The sequence below is a fragment of the Streptomyces sp. RB17 genome (genome assembly GCF_009604455.1).
Lineage (GTDB): Bacteria > Actinomycetota > Actinomycetes > Streptomycetales > Streptomycetaceae > Streptomyces.
This window is the reverse complement of record NZ_WEGL01000002.1, coordinates 1,015,977-1,034,691: the sequence shown is the minus strand read 5'-3', so window position 1 is coordinate 1,034,691 and position 18,715 is coordinate 1,015,977. Positions and strand designations below refer to the sequence as shown.

The 18,715-nt window shown below is 72.5% G+C and carries 18 protein-coding genes; 7 read left to right on the top strand and 11 right to left on the bottom strand.

Going from position 1 to position 18,715, the window contains the following annotated elements; translation table 11 throughout:
* Positions 1 to 81 precede the first annotated feature (81 nt).
* Complete coding sequence (locus SRB17_RS11635) at positions 82 to 2,997, top strand: lectin (RefSeq protein ID WP_228395946.1); 2,916 nt, start codon at positions 82 to 84, stop codon at positions 2,995 to 2,997.
* Between the two features lie 77 nt (positions 2,998 to 3,074).
* On the opposite strand, the gene SRB17_RS11630 is transcribed toward SRB17_RS11635, so the two are convergent.
* On the bottom strand, positions 3,075 to 3,647 hold the full coding sequence (locus tag SRB17_RS11630; protein WP_153537386.1) for a hypothetical protein: 573 nt from the start codon (positions 3,645 to 3,647) through the stop codon (positions 3,075 to 3,077).
* A 124-nt stretch (positions 3,648 to 3,771) separates the two neighbouring features.
* On the opposite strand from SRB17_RS11630, the gene SRB17_RS11625 reads away from it, so the two are divergent.
* Positions 3,772 to 4,947 (top strand): PP2C family protein-serine/threonine phosphatase, encoded by a 1,176-nt coding sequence (locus tag SRB17_RS11625; protein ID WP_323375305.1) that lies wholly within the window; start codon positions 3,772 to 3,774, stop codon positions 4,945 to 4,947.
* A gap of 11 nt (positions 4,948 to 4,958) precedes the next feature.
* Here SRB17_RS11625 and SRB17_RS11620 read toward each other — a convergent pair whose 3' ends face one another.
* Complete coding sequence (locus SRB17_RS11620; protein WP_153537384.1) at positions 4,959 to 5,765, bottom strand: maleylpyruvate isomerase family mycothiol-dependent enzyme; 807 nt, start codon at positions 5,763 to 5,765, stop codon at positions 4,959 to 4,961.
* 47 nt (positions 5,766 to 5,812) lie between these two features.
* A complete protein-coding gene (locus tag SRB17_RS11615; RefSeq protein WP_153537382.1) occupies positions 5,813 to 8,311 on the bottom strand; it encodes a SpoIIE family protein phosphatase in 2,499 nt (832 codons plus the stop codon).
* Between the two features lie 171 nt (positions 8,312 to 8,482).
* On the opposite strand from SRB17_RS11615, the gene SRB17_RS11610 reads away from it, so the two are divergent.
* On the top strand, positions 8,483 to 10,549 hold the full coding sequence (locus SRB17_RS11610) for a SpoIIE family protein phosphatase (RefSeq protein ID WP_153537380.1): 2,067 nt from the start codon (positions 8,483 to 8,485) through the stop codon (positions 10,547 to 10,549).
* Positions 10,550 to 10,614: 65 nt separating this feature from the next.
* Here the strand turns inward: SRB17_RS11610 and SRB17_RS11605 are convergent, their stop codons facing one another.
* Positions 10,615 to 11,241, bottom strand: coding sequence for a TetR/AcrR family transcriptional regulator (locus SRB17_RS11605; RefSeq protein ID WP_194293970.1), 627 nt, complete (start codon positions 11,239 to 11,241; stop codon positions 10,615 to 10,617).
* Between the two features lie 100 nt (positions 11,242 to 11,341).
* On the opposite strand from SRB17_RS11605, the gene SRB17_RS11600 reads away from it, so the two are divergent.
* Positions 11,342 to 12,133, top strand: a complete 792-nt coding sequence (locus SRB17_RS11600; protein ID WP_323375425.1) for an SDR family NAD(P)-dependent oxidoreductase — start codon at positions 11,342 to 11,344, stop codon at positions 12,131 to 12,133.
* An 84-nt stretch (positions 12,134 to 12,217) separates the two neighbouring features.
* On the opposite strand, the gene SRB17_RS11595 is transcribed toward SRB17_RS11600, so the two are convergent.
* Positions 12,218 to 12,784, bottom strand: coding sequence for a dihydrofolate reductase family protein (locus tag SRB17_RS11595; protein WP_153537376.1), 567 nt, complete (start codon positions 12,782 to 12,784; stop codon positions 12,218 to 12,220).
* A 355-nt stretch (positions 12,785 to 13,139) separates the two neighbouring features.
* Here SRB17_RS11595 and SRB17_RS11590 point away from each other — a divergent pair, with 355 nt between their 5' ends.
* On the top strand, positions 13,140 to 13,907 hold the full coding sequence (locus SRB17_RS11590) for a GNAT family N-acetyltransferase (protein WP_323375304.1): 768 nt from the start codon (positions 13,140 to 13,142) through the stop codon (positions 13,905 to 13,907).
* Positions 13,908 to 13,949: 42 nt separating this feature from the next.
* On the opposite strand, the gene SRB17_RS11585 is transcribed toward SRB17_RS11590, so the two are convergent.
* Positions 13,950 to 14,798, bottom strand: a complete 849-nt coding sequence (locus SRB17_RS11585) for an alpha/beta fold hydrolase (protein ID WP_153537374.1) — start codon at positions 14,796 to 14,798, stop codon at positions 13,950 to 13,952.
* A gap of 111 nt (positions 14,799 to 14,909) precedes the next feature.
* On the opposite strand from SRB17_RS11585, the gene SRB17_RS11580 reads away from it, so the two are divergent.
* Complete coding sequence (locus SRB17_RS11580; protein WP_323375303.1) at positions 14,910 to 15,509, top strand: TetR/AcrR family transcriptional regulator; 600 nt, start codon at positions 14,910 to 14,912, stop codon at positions 15,507 to 15,509.
* 183 nt (positions 15,510 to 15,692) lie between these two features.
* On the opposite strand, the gene SRB17_RS47995 is transcribed toward SRB17_RS11580, so the two are convergent.
* The 3 genes from SRB17_RS47995 to SRB17_RS11565 form a co-directional block, all read right to left on the bottom strand.
* On the bottom strand, positions 15,693 to 15,836 hold the full coding sequence (locus SRB17_RS47995; RefSeq protein ID WP_153537372.1) for a hypothetical protein: 144 nt from the start codon (positions 15,834 to 15,836) through the stop codon (positions 15,693 to 15,695).
* A 141-nt stretch (positions 15,837 to 15,977) separates the two neighbouring features.
* Complete coding sequence (pip, locus tag SRB17_RS11570) at positions 15,978 to 16,943, bottom strand: prolyl aminopeptidase (protein ID WP_153537370.1); 966 nt, start codon at positions 16,941 to 16,943, stop codon at positions 15,978 to 15,980.
* 57 nt (positions 16,944 to 17,000) lie between these two features.
* Entirely contained in the window at positions 17,001 to 17,153 is a 153-nt protein-coding gene (locus tag SRB17_RS11565) for a hypothetical protein (RefSeq protein ID WP_153537368.1), read from the bottom strand.
* Positions 17,154 to 17,287: 134 nt separating this feature from the next.
* Here SRB17_RS11565 and SRB17_RS11560 point away from each other — a divergent pair, with 134 nt between their 5' ends.
* Complete coding sequence (locus tag SRB17_RS11560; RefSeq protein WP_194293969.1) at positions 17,288 to 18,061, top strand: polysaccharide deacetylase family protein; 774 nt, start codon at positions 17,288 to 17,290, stop codon at positions 18,059 to 18,061.
* A gap of 23 nt (positions 18,062 to 18,084) precedes the next feature.
* Here the strand turns inward: SRB17_RS11560 and SRB17_RS11555 are convergent, their stop codons facing one another.
* Positions 18,085 to 18,222 carry a hypothetical protein gene (locus tag SRB17_RS11555; RefSeq protein WP_153537366.1) on the bottom strand — a complete coding sequence of 46 codons (138 nt, stop codon included), beginning with the start codon at positions 18,220 to 18,222 and terminating at the stop codon, positions 18,085 to 18,087.
* Positions 18,219 to 18,548, bottom strand: a complete 330-nt coding sequence (locus SRB17_RS11550) for a hypothetical protein (RefSeq protein WP_153537364.1) — start codon at positions 18,546 to 18,548, stop codon at positions 18,219 to 18,221. Before SRB17_RS11550 ends, SRB17_RS11555 begins: the two co-directional genes overlap by 4 nt.
* Between the last annotated feature and the right edge of the window lie 167 nt (positions 18,549 to 18,715).

Below are 18,715 nucleotides of genomic sequence, written 5' to 3'. Positions count from 1 at the left end.
GCGAACGGCTGGTTCTGTACCGCGCGTCCTTGACAGCAGGGGCTGAAGGGGCGAGCTTCGGGACAACGTTGTCGAAGGGACATGGTCACGATGGTGCCGTTCCGCCTTCTGTCCGTGCTGGCCACTGGCGCCCTGGTGATGGGTGCCGTCTCCGCCCCCGCCCATGCCGATCCCGTCTCCCTCGGGCCGGTCACCGATCCGGCCTCTCTCGTCGACCCGTTCATCGGCACCTCGCACGCCGCCGACGACTTCCCGGGGGCCGACACCCCGTTCGGGATGGTCCAGTGGAGCCCCGACACCAGCCCGCACCGGCCGGACGGCGGCGGCTACGAATACGCCGACTCTGCCATCACCGGCTTCGGCCTCACCCACATCGCGGGACCGGGCTGCCGGGCCGCCGGCGACATCCCGGTGCTGCCGACCGTCGGTGCGGTCGACACGCGCGCCACGGTCGGCTTCTCGCACGCCGACGAGTCCGCGACGCCCGGCTCGTACACGGTGTCGCTGGGCAACGGCGTGCGGACGGAACTGACCGCCACCACCCGCAGCGGCATGGCCCGCTTCACCTTCCCGTCCACCAGCCAGGCGAACCTCCTGTTCAAGCTGACGGGCAGCGAGAACGGCGACAGCGCCGCCGAGTTCGACGTGGTCGACGGCAGAGAGGTCAGAGGCAAGGTCACCAGCGGCAATTTCTGCGGCGAGGGCAACTCCTACACCGTCTACTACGACATGGTCTTCGACCAGCCGTTCCGCCACAGCGGCACCGCCCTCGCCGCCACCACGCCCACCACCCCCAGGAGCAACGCCTCCGCCAGCGCTCCCGAGGCACCGGACAAGCCCACGCTGCACGGCAGCGTGCCGCGTACGCACCGCACCTTCGCTCCCCGGCCGAGCGGCTCCGACGGCTATGTCACGTTCGACACCACCAACCGCCGCGCCGTTCAGGCCAAGGTCGGCATCTCCTATGTGTCGGCCGCCGACGCGGTGGGCAACCGGCAGGCGGAGAACAGCGGTTGGGATCTGGCCAAGGTGCGCGGCGCGGCGCACGACGCCTGGAACTCCCTCCTCGGCCGGATGCGCATCGCCGGCGGTACTCCCGAGCGGCGGACCATCTTCTACACCGCGCTCTATCACGCGCTGCTGCATCCGAACGTGATCAGTGACGCCAACCGGCGCTATCCCGGCTTCGACGGCAAGGTGCACACCGTCGACCAGGGCCAGGGCGCCGCCTACGCCAACTACTCGGGCTGGGACGTCTACCGCTCGCAGGCCCAGCTCGAGGCCCTGGTCGCGCCGGCCATCGCCTCCGACACCGCCCAGTCGATGGTCGACGACTACCGTCAGACCGGTCTGTTCCCCAAGTGGTCGGAGAACAACGGGGAGACCCATGTCATGGTCGGCGATCCGGCGGACGAGATCATCGCCGACTACCACGCCTTCGGGGCCAGGAGCTTCGACACCGCCACCGCGCTCAAGGGCATGATCGCGGAGGCCACCGTCCCCAACGACAACCGGCCCGGGCTCGCCCGTCTGGAGCAGCTCGGGCGGCTGCCCAGCAACGGCACGTACGGCTGCTGCAACTTCTACGGCGCGGCGTCCACCACGCTCGAGTACGACTCGGCCGACTTCGCCCTCTCGGCCTTCGCCGGTGCCCTCGGACACACCGCGGACCAGCACCGGTTCGCGGACCGCGCGCAGGACTGGCAGAACCTGTTCGATTCCGGCAGCGGTTTCATCCGGCCGCGCGACGCCTCGGGCAGCTGGACGGCCGGCTTCTCCCCGACGTCGGGGAAGAACTTCGTCGAGGGCGATTCCTGGCAGTACACGCCGATGGTGCCGTTCAACGTGCACGGGCTGGCGACCGCCATGGGCGGTAACGCGGCGCTGGCCAGGTATCTCGACACGGACCTGTCCTCGCTGACCGGCGCGGGCGGACACACCGACCTGGGCAACGAGCCCAGTCTCAACATTCCCTGGGAGTACGACTACATCGGCCGCCCGTACCAGACGCAGAAGGTCGTCCGGCAGGTCCAGGACCAGATCTGGACCGACGGCCCGGCCGGTCTTGCGGGCAACGACGACCTGGGCGAGATGAGCTCGTGGTACGTGTGGTCCGCCCTCGGCATGTATCCGGAAACCCCCGGCACCGCCGATCTGGCGCTGGGCAGCCCGTTGTTCGACCAGGCGGTGATCACGCTGCCGTCCGGCCGCACCCTCACCGTCAACGGCACGGGCGCCGCGGACGACGCACCGTACGTCCAGTCCGCCACCTGGAACGGCAGGGCATGGAACGCCGCCCACGCGCCCGACGGCGCGCTCACCGCAGGCGGCACCCTCACCTACGTACTCGGCACCGCGCCCGACACGTCCTGGGCGTCGGACGCCTCCGCCGCCCCGCGCTCCTACCCCGGCGCGCCCGGGTACACCGACGTCGGGACGTCCGGCGACACCGCCGCGGCCTCGGCCGACTTCGACGGTGCGGGCTACAGCTACTCCGCGCACGCCCTGGCCACCGCCGGAGTCACCCCCGGCTCGAAGCTCACCGCCGACGGGGTCACGTTCACCTGGCCGTACGTGGCGTCCGGCGCACCGGACAACTACGAGGCGAACGGGCAGACGGTACGGACGTCCGGCTCGGGCAGCATCTCCTTCCTGGGTGCCGCCAACAACGGCCCGGTGTCCGGCACCGCGACCGTCAGCTACACGGACGGCACGACCCAGTCGGTTCCCCTCGGCCTCTCCGACTGGACACTGAGCGCGGGCGCCGCCTCACCGCTCGCCGACAACACGATCGCGGTGACGATGCCGTACCGCAACCACGCGGGCACCGCGTCCGACAGCACGCAGACGTATGTGTTCGCCACGACTCCGGTGGCGCTGAGTCCGGGCAGGACGGTGAGCAGCGTGCGCCTGCCGTCCGATGTCACCGCCGGGGGCCTGCACGTCTTCGCGATCGGCTTCGGTGCCGAGAAGTCCGCGTCGAAGCGGGGGAAGTGAACGTTCACGACGGCTCGGTGACGGGGCGGCCTACGCGTCACCGGTCCCGCGACCGCCGCCGACCAGCCCGGCGACCGTCAGGAATCGGACGCCGGACGGTCCTCGGGGCGGGCGGAGAGGGCGAGCGCCCGTGCCCGCTCCGCCCGGGTCAGCACACGCGAGCGTCTGCCGGGCCACCAGACGAAGTCGGCAAGCAGGAGCACGACCACCAGCCATGACGCGACGAGAACGCCGGTCGGTGCCGTCAGGGTGTCGTACCCGGCCAGCACGATCGCGAGGGCGGTGACGAGGAGGACCAGCGGGCGACGCAGCCGGTCCTCCTCGGCGACTCGGCTCAGGCCGTCGGCGTACTCGACGACCGCGGGCGCCAGCAGGGGGTCGTCGATGGCCTCGCCCCGCCGGGTGGCACACACCACCGCCGCGCGGTCGGCCGAGTTCAGGTCCCCGGCCCCGGGCCATGCTCTGCCCATCCGCCGTGCCGACCTGATCCCGTGGAACGGGCTCAGGATCAGAAAGACGACGGCGGCGCCCACCGACGAGCCCGACTCCACGAGCACGAAGGCGCCGAAGAGGCGCCGGCGGGGAGCCCGGTGCCCAGCGCCCTGCGCACCGGGCTCCCCTGCCACAGCCGGCCCGGAAACCGGGATCACCCGCCCAGGGTGACGATCACGGTTCGTGTACGCAATCACCGAAACACCGCACACAGCACCCGGAACATGCCGTTGAGTGGAGCAATCACGGGGGTACGGGGGCGCGGCACACCAGGCTGGACGGGTGAAGCACGGACGGACCGGCGGGGAGCCGGAGCAGGACGGCACGACCACACGGCCCCGGGTGCCGGCCCCTCCGGCATGGCTGCGCTGGCTACCGGTGCTGTACGTCGTGGCCGTGCTGCTGCTGGAGCCGCTCACGCCCGTGGACTGGCCGGTGAGCTTCGCACTGATCGCCGTGCCGGTACTGGCCGCCTTCGGGCACGGGCCCGTGGCCGTCGGCGCCGCCACGGTGTTCGCCGTCGGCCTCGAGGCGGTGCTGGCCGGTACCCCCTGCTGCGCGGGCCGGGCGGCCGGCTATCTGTGGGACCGTCACTACATCGCCTCCTACATCTGTACCGCCCTCGTGGGCGGTCTCGGCGCCATCCTGGCCGCCCACCGGATCCGGCGTGAACGCACGCTCGCCGACGTGCGGTTCGTGGCCGAGACCGCGCAGCGCGTCCTGCTCCGCCCCCTCCCGCACCGCATCGGCAACCTCCGCCTGCAGAGCCTGTATCTCTCCGCCGCCGCGGAGGCACGGATCGGCGGCGACCTCTACGAGGCGGTCCCCACCCGGTTCGGCGTCCGCCTGCTCATCGGCGACGTCCGCGGCAAGGGACTGGTGGCGGTCGAGACCGCGGCCGCCATGCTCGGCGCGTTCCGCGAGGTGGCGTACGACGAACCCGATCTGCTCGCTCTGGTCGACCGGGTGGACACGAGCATGCGCCGCAGGGCGACGCAGCTCGGCGGGACCGAGACGAGCGAACGGTTCGTCACCGCGGTCTTCACCGAGGTCCCCGCCGAGGGCCACATCGTCCGCCTCGTCAACTGCGGTCATCCGCCGCCCGTCCGGCTCCGGGCCGGCGAGGTGTGCGAACTGGACGGCCGGCGGCCGGCGCCGCCGCTGAACCTCGGGATGCTGGTCGAGGACCCGTACCACCTCGACACCCACCCGTTCCGGCCCGGCGATCAGCTGCTGCTGTACACGGACGGCGTCACGGAGACGCGGGACGCGACCGGGGCCTTCTACCCGCTGCTCGACCGCCTCCGCTCCTGGGGTCCCCTCCAGCCGACGGAGCTGCTCGCACGGCTCCACGACGACCTGCTGGCCTACAGCGACAAGGGCCTTCAGGACGACACCGCGGCGCTCGCGGTCTGTCTGCTGCCCGCGGAACCGTCGGCGGAGGCGCCGGCCGAGTGAGCGCGGGCGGGTCAGAAGGCGGTGTGGGCGAACCAGTTGTCGAGGACGGCGGCGGGTCCCGAGACCTCGAAGCGGGAATCCTGGTACGACCGCCGCCCGTAGAGGAGGAGCAGCAGGTCAGCCGCCTGCCCGCGCACCGCCGCCGTGACCGGCCCGGGGTTCTCGCCCTCGGGGCCGATCGGGCGGAATCCGTCCGGGTCCAGCCGCATCCGCCACTCCTCACCGGGGTCGCCGTCGACGCCCGTGGTGCGGAACGCGAGGGTCTCTCCGTCGCCGCGCAGCTTCGTCACACCGGGGGCGAAGAGGCCCGCGTAGGGCAGGTTGACGAGGAACTCGTCCACGCCGTCCGCCGCGAGCACGGGGGCGATGTCCGAGGTCAGGCCGACGGCGTGCTCCGCGTCCACCCGGTGCACCAGCGTCTCGAACAGCATCCGGCGGGCCCAGAACCGCGCGTGCGGGTCCTCGCCCCACACCCACATCGGTGCCTCGGGATCCGTGTCGCGCAGGACGGCCGCCACGCCGGGCACCCCTGCCGCCACCCAGTCGGGGTGGTCCCGCACGTTCTCCGGCAGCCCCAACTCGACGTCGCGGCTGCGGGGAGGCTCCTGCACCAGCCCTGTCAGCAGGGTGCAGAACCAGCGCTGCAGCGCCCCGACGTGCCGGGTGAGGTCGGCCAGGGTCCAGTCGGGGCAGGAGGGCACGGGGGTCGCCGGGTCGACGCCCCTGACCACCTCGCAGAAGCGCAGGGTCTCGCGGGCGACGGCCTCGCGGTAGGTGTCGTACGGCAGTGGATGCCCCGCCGTGTGTGTCGCTGCCATCTGCTGCCGCCGTTCTGCTCTGTCCTCGGGACGGATCGTCGTCACGGTCAGTCTGGCTGCTGGAGTCCGCTCGAAGGCAAATCCGGGTTCGGGGGGATCTCCTGGTCGGCCCAGATGATCTTCCCCTCGCCGGTGTACCGGGCGCCCCAGCGCTGGCAGAGCTGGGCCACCAGGAAGAGCCCGCGGCCCCCTTCGTCCGTGCTCCTGGCATGCCTGAGCCGGGGGGCCGTACTGCTGGCGTCGAAGACCTCGCAGGTGAGGCGGGCGTCGCGGAGGAGCCGTAGCCGGATGGGCGTCGCGGCGTAGCGGATGGCGTTGGTGACGAGTTCGCTCACGACGAGTTCGGTCGTCATGGCCAGTTCTCCGAGGCCCCACTCCTCGACCCGGCGGGTGGCGAGAGTGCGGAGCGTGGCGACGGCCGCCGGGTCGGGGGGGACGTCCCAGGAGGCGACCTGGTCGGCTCCCAGGGTGTGGGTGCGGGTCAGGAGCAGGGCGATGTCGTCGGGCTGGGGCACGGGCACGAGCTGCCGCAGAACGGACGCGCACAGCGCGTCCAGGTCGTCCCCGGGGTCGGCGAGGACCTCTCCGAGCCGGGACATGCCCCGCTCCACGTCGTGGTCGCAGCCCACGATGAGACCGTTGGTGTAGAGGCCGAAGAGGCTGTCCTCGGCCAGTTCGATCTCGGCGGCCTCGAAGGCCATGCCACCGAGACCGAGCGGGGGTCCGGCGGGGATCTCCGGGAAGTAGGTGTGCCCGTCCGGTGCCACCACGACGGGCGGCGGATGACCGGCCCGGGCCATCGCACACCGTCTGCCGACCGGGTCGTAGACGGCGTACAGGCAGGTCGCGCCGATGAAGGTGCTGCGGGCGGCCGTGCCGGCGGCCGCCTCCTCGTCGCTCAGCCGGAGCACGAGGTCGTCGAGATGGGCGAGCAGGTCGTCGGGCGGCATCTCCATGGCCGCGAGGGTCTGCACCGCGGTGCGCAGCCGGCCCATGCTCGCCGCCGCGGAGATGCCGTGGCCCACCACATCGCCGATGACCAGGCCCACCCGTGCGCCGGACAGCGGGATCACGTCGAACCAGTCGCCGCCGACGCCGCCGGAGGGGTCCGCCGGCAGATAGGAGGAGGCAACCTCCAGTGCGGTGCCGCCGGTCAGGGCGGGTGGCAGCAGGCTGCGCTGCAGGGTGACCGCCGCCGCGTGCTCCCGGGTGTAGCGGCGGGCGTTGTCGACGCACACCGCGGCGCGTGCCACCAGTTCCCGGGCCAGCAGGACGTCGTCGGGCCCGAAGGCGACGGGGTTGAGCGACCGGGCGAACGTGGCGAGGCCGAGGGCGGTGTTCCGGGCCCGCATCGGCACGGCGATGAGCGAGTGCAGGCCGTAGTCGCGGATGCGTTCCACGCGCTCGGCGTCCCGGGCGACCCACAGCTCGTCGGCCGAGTCGAGGGCCGGGATGAGCAGAGGCTCGCCGTCGAGGATGAGGTGCGCGTCGTGCGGCGGCGGAAGGAAGTCGACGCGCCCGCCGATCCCGACGACCGCCTCGGGGGCGCCCTCCCGCACCGAACGCAGTGCCGCCCGGCGCATCACCGGCCTGGCGAGGGCGGGCCCCGCGTCGGTCAGCCATGCCCCGTGACCCTCGGTGCTGAGCACGGGTTCCAGCAGGTCGACGATGACGAAGTCGGCGAAGCGGGGGACGGCGAAGTCGGCGAGTTCCTGGGCGGTCCGCATCACGTCGAGCGTCGTGCCGATGCTGGTGCCGGCTTCGTTGACCATGGTCAGCAGCTGCCGGGCGTTCCACCGCTCGGTGACGTCCTGCACCATGTAGCAGACGCCGGTGATGGAGTCGTCGGCGTCGACCAGGGGGAAGAACGAGGTCGCGTAGGCGTGCTGGCGGTGCGGGTCGGCCCAGCTCCAGCCCGTGTACTCGTAGTCGGTCACCGGCAGGCCCGTCGCGAGCACCTTGCGCATCAGGCTCTCCAGGGCCTCCGCCTGCAGCCCGGGCAGCAGTTCGCTCAGCCGCCGGCCGAGCCGCTCGTCGCGGGGGACTCCGCCGAACCCTTCCAGGGTGTCGTTCACCCAGACGTAGCGCAGCTCGGTGTCCAGGACGGCCATGCCGACCGGCGCGCGGGTCAGGAACCCGTCCAGCACCCACTGGCCCATGGTCCACCGCCGGCGCTCCTCCCGGGCGGACACCAGGAAGCACTCGGTGTCGCCGATGCGGAACGGGGCCGAGACGCGCAGCTGGATGTCGAGGCTGCGGCCGTCACGGTGCCGTACGGCGATCTGCCCGCTCCAGCCGTTGCCGGCGCGGCACCGTTCCACGACACCGGCGAGCCGTACGGGGTCCTCGGGCCTGGCCAGCAGCCGCGCGACGGAGGCGCCCACGACGTCCCGTGCCGCGTGGCCGAGCAATGCCTCGGCGCTCCGCGTCCAGCCGATCACGACGCCGTGTTCCGATATCACCGCAGCCGCGTCCGTGGACGCGTCGAAGACATGTGCCGGTCCCCGCGGTGTCGCTGCGGCGAAGCCCTCTGGCGCAGATTCCATCAGTTCCACCCATACACCACTATGAGCTTGTTTGGCCGAGGATGTGCGGGGATACAGCGGGAGATGCGGGGTCCGGTCCAGTGCGGTTGGGCGGGGCCGAGGCCGGAGGGACCATGGAAGCACCGGCCGTCAGCGTCCGCGCGCCCGACCGGCGGGTGGAGGTGAACCGGCATGACAGCCGACTCCTTGGAAGCCGGCCACGACGAACACGACGACGAGGCGCCCCGGCCGACGGGCCTGCTGGACGTGCTGAGCGTGGCCGCGGTGGCCCTGGACACCCGTGGCCGCATCGTCTTCTGGACCCCGCAGGCCGAGGAACTCTTCGGCTACTCCTCGCAGGAGGCCCTCGGCAAGCCCGCGGCGCGCCTGCTGGTGCAGCCGGAGCATCTGGAGGCCGTGGTGAGTCTGTTCACCGAGGTGCTGGAGACCGGCCGGGGCTGGGCCGGTGCCTTTCCGATCCGGCACAAGGACGGCAGCAGCCGCCTGACCGAGTTCCGGACCATGCGGCTGCTGGACGACCTCGGGGACGTCTACGCCCTGGGCATCGCGGCCGACCACACCCTGCTCCAGCGTGTCGAGACCGACCTGGCCCTGTGCGAGCGGCTGATCAGCCAGTCCCCCATCGGCCTGGCCCTGCTGGACCCGGATCTGCGGTATCTCCTGGTCAATCCGGCGCTGGAACGGATCGACGGCACTCCCGCCGAGGACCACATCGGCCGCCATCTGAGGGAGACCCTGCCCTTCCCCGACATCGACACCGTCGAGTCCGCCCTGCGACAGGTGCTCACCACCGGCACGTCCCTGCTGGACCAGTACCACGTCGGCCGTTCGCCGGCCGAGACCGGCCAGGAGCACGCCTGGTCGCTGTCCTTCTACCGGCTGGAGGATCCCGGCGGCCGGGTGCTGGGCGCGGCCGTGTCGGTCGTGGACGTCACCGAGCGGCACCGCGCGGCGGCCGAGGCCGACCGGGCGCGGCGGCGTCTGGCCCTCATCGCGGACGCCTCCGCGCGGGTCGGCACCGCGCTGGACGTGGAGCAGACCGCTCATGAGCTGGCGGAGATCGCTGCGCCGGCGCTGGCCGACGTGGTCGCCGTGGACGTCCTCGACTCCGCCCTGGCCTGCCGTCGTATGCGCCGGCCGGACAACGGCCCGGAGCTGTTCCGCGCCCTCGCCCTGAAGGCGGCTCATCCCACGGTCGCGGTACGCGCCGCCGACCCTCCGGGCAACGTCGCCTGCTACGAGGGGGACCGCCTGGTCACCCTGTGCGTCCACACCGGACGACCGGTGCTGGTGCGTCGCGTCGGGCCGCACGACCTGCCGCGCATCGCCCGGGACGCCGAGGCCGGCGCCCTGCTCGCCGAGGCCGGTGTCCACTCGTATCTCGCCGTGCCGCTGATCGCCCACGGCGAGGTGCTCGGCGTCCTCGATCTCAAGCGGACCCGCAATCCGGCGCCGTTCGACGACGACGACGTCGTCCTGGCCGCCGAGCTCGCCGGCCGGGCCGCCGTGGCCATCGACAACGCCCGCTGGTTCCAGAGCGTCCGCAACACCGCCCTCACCCTGCAGCGCAGCCTGCTGCCCGAGCACGCGGCGCACCACCCGGGCCTGGAGCTCGCCTCCCGCTACCAGCCCGCGCAGGCCACCAGCGAGGTCGGCGGCGACTGGTACGACGTCATCCCGCTGACCGGCGAGAAGACCGCCCTGGTGGTGGGTGACGTCATGGGCAACGGGATCGACGCGGCCGCCACCATGGGCCGGCTGCGCACCGCCACCTGTGCGTACGCCGATCTCGACCTCGACCCCGGCGCGGTGCTCCAGCACCTCGACAAGATCACCTGCGATCTGGAGCACTACATCGTCACCTGCCTGTACGCGGTGTACGACCCCGGTACCGGGCAGTGCTGCGTCGCCAACGCCGGACACATGCCGCCCGCCCTCGCGCGGCCCGGCGACGCGCCTCGGCTCCTGGAGCTGCCGGCCGCCGCGCCGCTCGGCGTCGGCGGCGTCCGGTTCGAGACCACGTCGGTCGCCCTGCACCCCGACGATGTGCTGGTCCTCTACACCGACGGGCTCGTGGAGACCCGTCAGCACGCGATCGACGACCGGCTGAACGCCCTGCTGGACCTCCTCGACGAGCCGCGCCGGCCACTGGAGGAGACCTGCGACGTCCTGCTGCACGGCCTGCGCCACCCCGACGACCACGACGACGTCGCCCTGCTGATCGCCCGGGCCGTGTAGGCGACACCGCGCGCTTCCGAGGGCGCCGGCGCGGCCACGGTGTGGTGCGACCGGCGACCGGCTCCCTACTGCTCCGCCGGCTCTCCCGAAGCGGCCGTGGACGACCGGCCGGCGGACCCGCGCACGAGCAGCAGGAGGGCGTCGACCAGGTCGTCCGCCGGGCTGCCCGTGGCCAGCCGCCGCAGTTGCAGGCCCATCACCAGGGCGACCGTCGTGGCGGCCAGGCGTTCCGCGTCGGGCACGCCCAGCGCGGTGAGGATCCGGGCGGCCAGCAGATCGTAGGCCCGGAAGGCCTCGGCCGCCGACTCGCGCAGACGCTCGTCACGCCCGGCCTGGAGGTACAGCTCGAAGGGCGCCAGATGGGCGCTGTCCAGCGCCGAGCCGCAGGCCACCTGGCCGGCCAGCGACGCCGCGTCCTCGACGTCCAGGCCCTCCGTCCGGCACTGGTCGGCCAGTTCGGTGAAGTGCCGTGCCTCCTCGCGCACGAAGTGCAGCAGGCTCTCCCGCAGCAGCTCGTGCTGGGTCTCGAAGTGGTAGGTGACCGAACCGAGGGACACCCCCGCCTCCTTGGCGATGCGCCGGTTCGTGACCGCCGCGACTCCGTCCTCGCCGATGATCCGCAGGACGGCGGTGATGATGCGCTGGCGCATCGGGGCGGAGGGAGCGGCGGGCGACACGGCGGCGGGCGACATGGCGTGCATTCTTCCATCACGGGGTGCCCTCGCCTGTGGACAGGTGTGCTCGACCTCCCTATTGTTCGTTCGAACGAACAGGAACTGGAGGATGGTCGAAGTGCACATTGCCGGGTCAACCGTTCTGCTCACCGGTGTCACCGGCGGCATCGGCGGCGCGCTCGCCGCCGAGCTGTCCGCCCGCGGCGCGCGTCTCGTGCTCACCGGCCGTCGGCTCGAGGCGCTCGAACCCCTCGCGGACCGGTACGGCGCCCGCACGATCGCCGCCAATCTGGCCGACCCGGGCGATGTGCGGCGGCTCGCCGAGGAGGCCGCCGACACGGACGTCCTGATCGCCAACGCGGCCCTGCCCTCCAGCGGCGACCTCCTCGACTACACGCCGGAGCAGATCGACCGGGCCCTGGCCGTGAACCTGCGGGCCCCGGCGATGCTCGCGCGGCTGCTCGCTCCCGGCATGGTCGCCGCCGGGCGCGGCCACATCTGCTTCGTCGGGTCGCTGTCCGGCATGGCCGCGACCAAGTCGTCGTCCCTGTACACCGCGACGAAGTTCGGGCTGCGCGGCTTCTCGCTGGCCTTCCGCCAGGACCTGCACGGCACGGGCGTGGGCGTCTCGATCGTCCAGCCGGGTTTCGTCCGCGATCTGGGCATGTTCGCGAAGACCGGCTCGGCGACGCCCGGTGGTGTCCGCACCGTCTCGCCGGCGCAGGTCTGCAAGGGCGTGACGCGGGCGATCGAACGGGATCTCGCCGAGGTCAACGTGGCGCCGCCCGAGCTGCGCTTCCTCACCAAGGTCGCGTCGCAGTTCCCGGGGTTCGCCGAGCGGGTGCAGCGGCTGGCCGGCGCCGAGCCGACGGTGAACGCGATCGTGGCCGCGCAGCGCCCGAGCCGCTGAGCCGCCACGGCCGGAGGCCGCGCGGGAAGGTGTCGGGGGCCCACGCAGGTGCGAGTCCTGCCCTCTCCGCCCGCAACACCGGGGTCAGTGCTGGCTCGCGGGACTGCTCGGCAGGGAAGAGCGGCTGCCCTTGCAGGAGTAGACGATCTCCACGGATCCGCCCGGCAGGGCGCGCTCGCTGTGGAAGGTGAGCCCGAGGGACGGGTCGAGCGCGGGCGTCAGCTGCGTGCCGCCCCCGAACAGCAGCGGTACGACGACCAGCTCCAGCGTGTCGAGCGCGCCGAGGGCGTGGAAGGTCTGGATCGTGCGTGGCCCTCCGACGAGGTGGACGTCGCCACCCCGGTTGGCCGCGCGGATCTTCTCCAGCAGCCGCACCGGATCACTGTCGGTCACGACGTGGCCGGGGGTGCCGGCCGGGCGGTGGGAGCCGAGCACGAAGACATCGAGGTCCGGCCAGGGCCAGCGGTCGTTGGTCAGCGCGGGCTCGAAGGTGGTGCGGCCCATCACCGCGGCCTCGCACCCTTCCAGGAACTCCCGGATGCCGTGGCTCTCGCCGGACACGAAAGCGGGGTCGGCCGTGTGCGCGGGCCACCCGGTCGGCGTGGTGACATAACCGTCGACACTCATGCCCACACGGGCTCGGATCTTCATGTCGTCTCCTGTTCGGGCTGTTTCTTCGAGGCGGGCAGCGCCTCGTCCAAGCGTCGAACGGGGCCCTCGCACCTCGACACACCGCCGGAGAAAACTCCGCTTGTCACCCGCTCCCACGCTGTGCCAGGATCCGGCGAGTTCGCAAGCACGTCCGACCACTCGTCTCGAAGGACTGAGGTCCATGGTTCCGGCGTCCCACCGCGGCCGCCGCCGGTACTGAGCCGCCTGCCCGACTCCAGCGCTCGGCAGTACCTTTCGCGTCTCCTCACGGCGGCCCGACGAAGCGGTGTCCAGCACCCCGCCCGCCTCCTCGCAGAGGTTCGTTTCCCGTGCCACCGAACGTGAGGTCTTCATCGTGCGCACCGATGTCCAGCGCTTTGCCGTCGCCCACCTCCTGCGCCGTCCGGCGGCGCGTGAAGTCGGCGGATTCGTCGTCGGTTTCGATCCCTCGACGACCAGCCCGTACGTCAACTACGCCACCCCCTTCCCCGGCGCCGAGCCCACCGGCCGGGACGTCGCCGACCTGATCGCCGCGTTCCGTGAGCGCGGGCTCAAGCCCCGGCTGGAGTTCGTCCCGGACACCACCCCCGCCGTCGAACCCGCGCTGCGCCGGGCCGGCTTCCGCACGGAGGCGGTGCACGAGTACCTGGTCTGCACGCCGGCGACGCTGGCCGTGCCCCGGTCCGGAAACGGCTCGGCGGGCCCGGTCGAGGTGGCGGCCCCGGCCACGGAGGCCGACTACACCGCTCTCGACATCACGCTGTCCGAGGCCTTCGGCGGCGAGTGGGAGCCTTCCCCGGAAGGCGCGGCACGGCTGCGACGCACCGAGGAGGGCGGCGGAGCCGTCCGGTTCGTCCGCGCTCCCGGCGGAGGCTGCGCCGGCGGCGCGCTCTGCTCGGCACCCGCCGAGGGCACGGCGGAACTGGCGGGCGTGGGCACGCTGCCGGCGTATCGGGGACGCGGCATCGCCGCCGCGGTCACCGCCGCCCTGGCCGGGACCCTGTTCGACCGGGGCGCGCGGTCCGTGTGGCTGGAGTACTCCGGTGAGGGCTCCCGCCGCGTGTACGAGAGGGTCGGCTTCCGGCCGGGCGGCACACGACTGTACGTCTCACTGGACGCCTGACCTCCTCGGCCGGCGGGGCCGTGTCCCCGCCGGCGCGCGGTGTCAGCCTTCCCCGGGCAGGGGGTTGTCCTTGACGAACCGGCGGATCTCCTCCGTGAGCGCCGCCGGGTTGTCCAGTTGGACCAGGGTGCGCGCGTCGAGGATCTCCACATAGCGGGCGTCCGGCAGCAGTTCGGCCAGGCGGCGGCCCGTCGCGGGCGGCATCATGCGGTCCTCGGCGCCCCAGGCGACCAGTGCCGGGCGGGTGAAGTGCGGGAGATTCCGGGCCGCTTCCAGGTAGCAGTCCTTCCGGGTCGTACGGAGGAACTTGGTGAAGTCCCGGCGGATGTGACGGTTCGTCAGCAGTGGTCCGTACCAGCGTGCGATGAGCTCCTTCGGGAGCCGCTTCTTCGTCATTCCGCCGAGCGAGGTCCGCATGCGGGCCAGGAAGGGAAAACGGAAGGTCTGCAGGAGGAGGAAGACGCCGCCGGGGATCCTGCAGGCCGCGTTCAGGATGCGGCCCTGGAGGCCGGGCGGGTAGTTGTCCAGGGCCTCGCACGAGGTCAGGACGAGCCGCGCGATGCGTTCGTCCCGTACGCCGACGAGGAGTTGGGCCGTGCCGGTGTCGTTCTGGACGAGGGTGACGTCCCGCAGGTCCAGGCGGTCCATGAACTCGGCCAGCAGGCGGGCGATGCCGTGCGCGGAGAGATCAGCGTCCGGCCGCATGGGGCGCCGGTGGCTGCCGAGGGGCAGCACGGGGACCAGGACGCGGAAGCCGGGGCGCAGGGCGGAGACGACGTCCGCCCAGACGGAGTCGTCGAAGCCGAGGCCGTGGGCGAGGACCACGGTGGGGCCGTCGCCCTCGGTGTCCTGGTAGTCGATGGTTCCCGCACTCAGCTCGATCTCCGGCATGCCCGTGCCTCCGCCCGGTCGGTCGCCTCGACTGTCTCTTGATAGATCGTTCTAGTGACAGAATAGGTGGCGGCCGCCCTTGGGCAACAGAGGCTCTCCGGAGGTGCCACCGTGAGCGACGGCAAGGCCATCAGCACGCATGAGACCCGGCAGCGCATCGTGAACGCGGGCACCGAGCTGTTCCGGCGCTCCGGCTACACCGGCACCGGGATGAAGCAGATCGCCGAGGCCGCCGAGGCGCCCTTCGGCTCCATCTACCACTTCTTCCCCGGCGGCAAGGCCCAGCTGGGCGAGGAGGTGATCCGTAGCTCGGGGGCCGTCTACCTGGAGCTCATCACCACGCTCATGGAGCCGTACGAGGACCGGGTGGCGGCCACCGCCGACGCCTTCGCCGCCGCGGCCGACACCCTCGCCGAGCTGGACTTCGCCGACCCGTGTCCCATCGCGACGGTCGCGATGGAGGTCGCGAGCACCAACGACGCGCTGCGGCAGGCCACTTCGGCGGTCTTCGACAGCTGGATCGACCGCCTCGCCGCCTACTACGCCCAGGGCGGCATCCCCGGGCCCACCGCCCGCGAGACGGCGAGCTCGGTCATCGCCCTGCTGGAGGGCGCCTTCATGCTGGGCCGGGCCGCACGCAGCACAGAACCGGTACGGGCCGCGGGCACGGCGGCCGCGGCGATCGTACGAGCGGCACTGGCCGGGAAGTGAGCCGTACGGATCGGCGCAGTGCCCGACCGTGTCCAGCAGTGCCTGGCGCCGGGCGGCGACGGCGGTCTCGAAGTCCGCGATCGCGCCGGCGGCGTCCCCCGCCGACCGGGTAGTTCTCCCAGGTCGCCGAGCGGCTGCCGGCGGTGTGGTCGGCGGCCAGGGACAGCATCTCGGTGAGGTGGCTCAGCGCCGGGCGAGGGTCGTGACGGGCGGCACCCAGGGGTGCGGGTACGGCGCGGCGTCCCGCCCCCACGGTCCGCCGCCGGGGAGGAAGGCGGCCCGCGGTCCAGCAGCGGGACGGACGAGCCGGGGTGGTGTTGCCGTCATCGGACACTCCTCGCGGGACGGACCGGCCCCTGCGGGACCCGCCGGCGCCCCGGGCCAGTACGGCCTGCTGCCGACCCGCGCGCCCGGCACACCGACCGGTCGCCCCACCCTCTTTCCGGCGCGCCGCACCCCGTTCGGCGGCTAGTCGCAGGCCGCGTACCGGTCGGTCGCCGCCACCAGCGCCTCCGCCATACCGGAACCCCCGGTCGTGTGTCCGGTGTCGTCCACGATCACCAACTCGCTGCCGGGCCAGGCCTGTCGGAGTCGCCAGACGATGCCGAGGAGGTTGCCGAAGTCGAGGCTGCCCTGGACGAGAGTGCCGGGGATGCCTTTGAGCAGGTGGGCGTCGCGCAGGACCACGCCTTCGTCGTTGCCCTCGCCCAGGAAGTGGTCGTTGCCCCAGTAGTGCGTGACGGTGCGGGCGATGCCCATGCGGAAGACGGGGTCCTCGTAGCGGGCGACGGAGCGCGGCGGCGCGGGGATGGTGGCGGTCTCCCAGTCGGTCCAGGCCCGGGCGGCCCGTTCCCGCACCTCGCGGTCGGGTGATTCGAGCAGCCGGTTGTAGGCGGCGGCGAGGTTGCCGTCGCGCTCGTCGGCGGGCACCTGGGACCGGAACCTCGCGAAGGCGTCCGGGAAGATCCGGCCGAGCCCGTGGGTCAGCAGCTCGACCTCGGCGTTCGACCCGGTGGCGACGCCGGTGAGCACCAACTCGGAGACGACGCCCGGATGGGTCTGCGCGTAACGGAGCGCGAGCACCGACCCCCAGGACACGCCCCACACCAGCCACCGTGCGATGCCGAGGTGGCGGCGCAGCAGTTCCAGGTCCGCCATGAGACGGTCCGTGGTGTTGACGCTCATGTCGGTGTCGGGGCGGCTCGCGTGCGGTGTGGACCGGCCGCAGCCCCGCTGGTCGAGCAGCACGATCCGGTAGGCGGCCGGGTCGAACAGGCGCCGGGGGTAGGGGGTGCACCCGGATCCCGGTCCGCCGTGCAGGACGACGGCGGGCTTTCCATGGGGGTTGCCGCAGGTCTCCCAGTAGACACGGTTGCCGTCGCCCACGTCGAGCATGCCGTGCGCGTACGGTTCGATCTCCGGATAGAGGGCCATCGGGGCACCGTAACTCCTCCCCGGGTGCCCGCAACGGCTGATCCGCCATGTCCGCGCTCACAACTGCCGTCGTACGCCGGCCTCCCGCTCCGCCTGCTCCGGTTGGTGGCCGAGGTCGCCGTGCAGGGACGTACGAGGTCGTACGACACGCGGTACCCCGTTCTGCGCGGTGTCCTCCGCCCCTGCGGCGTCGTTGGTCCTGGGTGGCATCTGTCGCGGAAGCGCCCCGGAACTGTCCGTGATCCGTAACAGCCGGATCCCGCGATCAACCCCGGCCGTCCTGACAGGTGCACGAAACACAGGTGCACAAGAGCACAGGGACACGGCACGGAACGGGGCGGGGTATGGCGCTGCGCGGTGGGCGGGGTTGGTACGGCCGGATGGTTGCGGCGGCGCTCGGGGTCACCGCGGTGGCGGCCGCCACGTCGGTGTGGACCGCGCAGGCCGGCCAGCCGGGCGGCGGTTCGGGCGGGACGGCTGCTCCGGCCCGGCACGCCGCGCCGCGGACGGCGGCCGTGTCCGCCGAGATCGCCCACGCCTCGGACGGGGGCGCGCACGCGGTCAACATCACCATCGACGACGGCCCGGACCCGGTCTGGACCCCGCAGGTGCTCCAAGTGCTGCGGGAGAACGGTGTGAAGGCGACGTTCTGCATGATCGGTCCGGAGGCCCAGGCGCACCCCGAGCTGGTCCGGCAGGTGGTGGCGGCCGGACACCGGCTGTGCGACCACACGGTGTCGCACGACACCACGATGGACAAGAAGTCCGAGGCCTACCAGGCGCAGCAGATCCTGGAGGCCGAGCGGCAGATCACCCAGGCGTCCGGTGGCGTACGGCCGCTGTACTACCGTGCCCCGGGCGGCGCCTTCACCCCGTACAGCCGGCATCTGGCGGCCTCGCACGGGATGCGTCCGCTCGGCTGGAACGTGGACTCCAAGGACTTCGAGCGGCCGGGCACGGCCGCCATCGTCGCCACTGTCCAGCGCGAGTCGGTCAACGGGCCGACGATCCTCTTCCACGACGCGGGCGGCGACCGCTCGCAGACGGTGGCCGCGCTGCGCACCCTGCTGCCGTGGCTGAAGCAGCAGGGCTACTCCTTCGGTTTCCCGGTGCGCTGAACCGACTCGGGGGGAAGGCGACTTCAGCCGATCCGGTGGCTGAGCTTCTCCAGGCCGCCCACCGGCATCCTGAGCCGTCTCCCGCCGTCGGCGGCGAAGCCGGTGAGGGCCGCCCCGGAGGCGTTGACGTCGGCGGACGCTCCAGTGTCGGTGTCGGTCACGCGGACGACGAGCGCGCGCCCGGCGAGGGTGCCGCCCTGGGCGGCGCGTCCGCGGCCCCGCCGACGATCATGGACGGTGCCGCGGATGCGGTGCCGATCACGTCGAAGTGACCGCGTCCCGTGGGCGCGCCCAGCACCGTCTCTTCGGCGATGGCGTACCGGTCCGGACGCGACCGGCCGGCTGTTCGAGCCGCCCGGCCCTCCGGTAGGAGACGCCGGCTAGCGCGCAGCCGGCCTCCGCCGCGGGGTGCCCGGGCACAGCCGCCGGCACGCTCCGGTCGTGCCAGCTCCACGGCGACCGTCCTGACCAGGTCAGCGACCCGCACCGGGCCGGCCGCTCCCGCTGCTCCGCCACGGCGGTTTCTGGTCCGTGAACGACCGTTTCGGGCCACGTGCGGGTGAACCGCGGGAGAAATCTTGGTCACCGAAGTCCTGGGACGACTGTTCGGATCCGGAGGGTTGCCTACCATGAGGCCGCTGCGTACTACGTCGT